General features: G+C 40.5%; 3 protein-coding genes and 1 pseudogene. 1 reads left to right on the forward strand and 3 read right to left on the reverse strand.

Features of this window, described 5'->3' with window-relative positions; translation table 11 throughout:
- Positions 1-217: hypothetical protein (locus IM477_RS00655; protein ID WP_287730060.1), on the forward strand; the 217-nt coding region annotated here is incomplete at its 5' end.
- 92 nt (positions 218-309) lie between these two features.
- Here the strand turns inward: IM477_RS00655 and IM477_RS00660 are convergent.
- From IM477_RS00660 to IM477_RS00670, 3 genes and pseudogenes are all read right to left on the reverse strand, one after another.
- Entirely contained in the window at positions 310-642 is a 333-nt protein-coding gene (locus tag IM477_RS00660) for a hypothetical protein (RefSeq protein WP_004268142.1), read from the reverse strand.
- Positions 632-2,575: a CHAT domain-containing protein gene (locus tag IM477_RS00665; protein ID WP_287730061.1), complete on the reverse strand. Its 1,944-nt coding sequence runs from the start codon at positions 2,573-2,575 to the stop codon at positions 632-634. Before IM477_RS00665 ends, IM477_RS00660 begins: the two co-directional genes overlap by 11 nt.
- A 60-nt stretch (positions 2,576-2,635) precedes the next feature.
- A pseudogene (locus tag IM477_RS00670) lies at positions 2,636-2,759 on the reverse strand (IS630 family transposase); the annotation flags it as partial.

Consider the following 2,759-nt stretch of genomic DNA (forward strand, 5'->3'; position numbering starts at 1 on the left):
CGGTAAGGAAATCGGTAAGGAAATTGAGGCGTTAGAAAATGCTCGTGATTTTGTCAAAACAGTTTTGCAAGCTCGCTTAGGTGAAGTTCCTTTAGATGTGGAACAATACCTGAATAAAGTTTCGGTACTATCTACATTACAAGAGATTGTTAAATTAGCAGCTACTGCTAATTCTCTCGCAGAATTTAAGCAGTCTTTGGCAAAAATCAATATCTAGAAAACGGTTTTCTTTGAGAAACTCTTTGAGAAACCCGTTTTCTTTGAGAGACCGGATACCGACCTCTGGCTTTTTGTTTTAATGGTGGACATTTACTTCGTTTTCTGTATTTTTGGCTGCAAAGTTGTAGATAGGGTAACTTTCATCGTGTTTGTATTGGCTGTTTCTGCTCCAATGTTGAAAAACAGATATTTGAGTCCTCCCTGCGCCTTTAGGCTGACTGAACCATTAATTTCAACAGTCAACTGACTTTCTACATCTACCTTGCTTGAAAGAGCTTCCATCACAGATTCAAAGAGTTCTTGCAACTGAACTGCGACGGTTTCCTCTTGTGGTCCCAAAGTAGTCAGGATTTCCTCATCCTCAGTTTGTAAGCTACTAACTGAAGCTGGATCAACGGCTGTGGCATATACTTTAATTGGCATGGTCTTCCTCCTTGGAATTTTTTTGCTGTACAATCGAGAAATCTGGATCGCCATAAATACAATACAGTAGCCAGAATAAGTTTCTCTCATTGGCTGCAACTTCTTTGGCTTTGGCTACAGCCTGTCCGATAGTAATTTTCTCATCTGGGTTGAATAATTCACGGTAAACAATTTCGGCAAAGTTGACGGCATATTTCACTGGTACGGATCCTAAAGTTCCAATGAAAGCATCTGCACCACGCTGATAAAATTTCCAGCCAAAACTGCTAAATTTTCCAAAGGTTAACACGGGAACGGTTGAAGCACAGGCGTTAGCAAACACAAGACTACCTGGCTCAAGGGGTAGCCTTAGAATGGTTTCAGGGAGCAAGTTTTCAATTCGGGTTTTGTTTTTATCGCCAGCAATTTGGAGTAGGTGCGGTTCTAAATGTCCGTGACAGGTAAAATGAAGCGCATCTGTGCCTGGAATAGCTTTTACAAGGGACGAAATTGGCTGTTTAGCTAACAATTGTACCGCTTCCGGGGGGAGAAGATTAGAGAATAGATGGGTAGCTCGCTCTGCTTCCGAGGAAGGTACATCTCCACCGACAATATTGACAATCCGCTTGATTTGTCTTTTTCCCTTACTTTCAGGTCTATTTCTTTTTGGTAAATCTTGACTATCGCTGAGGCGAGGAGAGCGAGCAATAATAAACTTCTTTCCCCAAAAATCTTCGCCGTCGTACATTAATTCCCAAGGAATCCACTGTTCATTAGTGGAGATAATGACAGGAGAACCAATCTTCCAAGTTCCCATTTGTTTGGCCACTTCAGAGGGAATTAACATCTCGAACAAGTTAGCGCCAACACTCTGAAGATTGAAACAGATACTCTCCCAACGCTCATCAGAGGGGTTTCCTTGTTGCACTACTTCTGTCAGGAAAGCATTCAAACTTCGCAAATCATCTTCAATTTGTTGCTGAATATTAGGAATTGTTTTCTCCCACTCGCCTAAGCGATTCGCTGGGAAAATGGTATAGAGTAATTTACTTTCTCTCTCAATCCAAGTAACATTAAGTGTATGTTTATCGGGATTAACCGTCATACTTTCTAAGTTTTTGAGACCATCAATTGGGTCTTCCATTGATAAAACTTTTGGCGATATTTCATGATACCAGTAGGAACTTACATAAGTTAGAACGATTACATACCCAACTCTTGTTGCTCCTCTGAAAAACTCAATCTCAATAACTTGCTCACCTCTTTCAAGAGGAACAAGGGTAAAAATCACTTCGTTGGAATCGCCTTTAACTGGAACAGTCAACTGCTGCTGATAAGGTCTTATGGCAAATGCTGGAGCAGTAACCTTGACATTTAGTTTAACTTGCTTAGTATTACGTCCTACTGTAAGCAAAATTTTTTCTTGAACACGAGTAAATTCTGGAATCTCTTGAGTTAGCTGAATCTTTAACTCAGCTTTTTGCTCAAGAACACATTCTGATGGGAATTCGATTCGAGTGTGGCGTTGAATTGTTACGCTATTAGACGACGGAAGGGGTTTAGGCTGCTTAGAGCAAGGCGGCCGAATAAACTCCCCACGCTCGTTAATACTCGCGTTATTCGAGTTAAAATAACCCGGGTTGCCGATATATTTTCTGTTTAAATCCGCTTCTCCACCTGCCAATTTGCCGGGTGGAACCTTAATCGTCGGTTCCCCCTTTACATATGAGTTTATGTCTTGAACAAATTCAGTTTTTCTTAGCCTTAGTCCCTCACGGATTACTGATAAGCTTGTTTCTGGATGAGTGAGCAGTTGAAATTGAATACAGAAATCAGCCAACTGGAAATATCGAGCCTCAATAGCTTTATCGGCTGTCTCAAGAAGGTTCAAATCAACTTGGCTCAAAATAGTTGCAAAATCAGCTACAAGGCTTTGAAGAACCGATCCGGACATCACTGGGGATCCCTTGACTAACATCATTCTGATCCATGAACGAGATAAGCTTTTACGCATTTAAGTTACATTGACAGCATTACCCTTATTTTTAAGTTTTCTACTCCATTTAATAATCAATCCCCCTTCATTTAAAAGCTGATTGACTACTTTTTCCAGTTCTTCTTTATTTTCAAATTCTCGA

The sequence above is a fragment of the Microcystis sp. M090S1 genome (assembly GCF_020246295.1).
Taxonomy (GTDB): domain Bacteria; phylum Cyanobacteriota; class Cyanobacteriia; order Cyanobacteriales; family Microcystaceae; genus Microcystis; species Microcystis aeruginosa.

Coding starts and splice junctions, on each gene's coding strand:
- IM477_RS00660 (WP_004268142.1), bottom strand. CDS start 642: ATGCCAATTAAAGTATATGCCACAGCCGTTGATCCAGCTTCAGTTAGT.
- IM477_RS00665 (WP_287730061.1), bottom strand. CDS start 2,575: ATGTCCGGATCGGTTCTTCAAAGCCTTGTAGCTGATTTTGCAACTATT.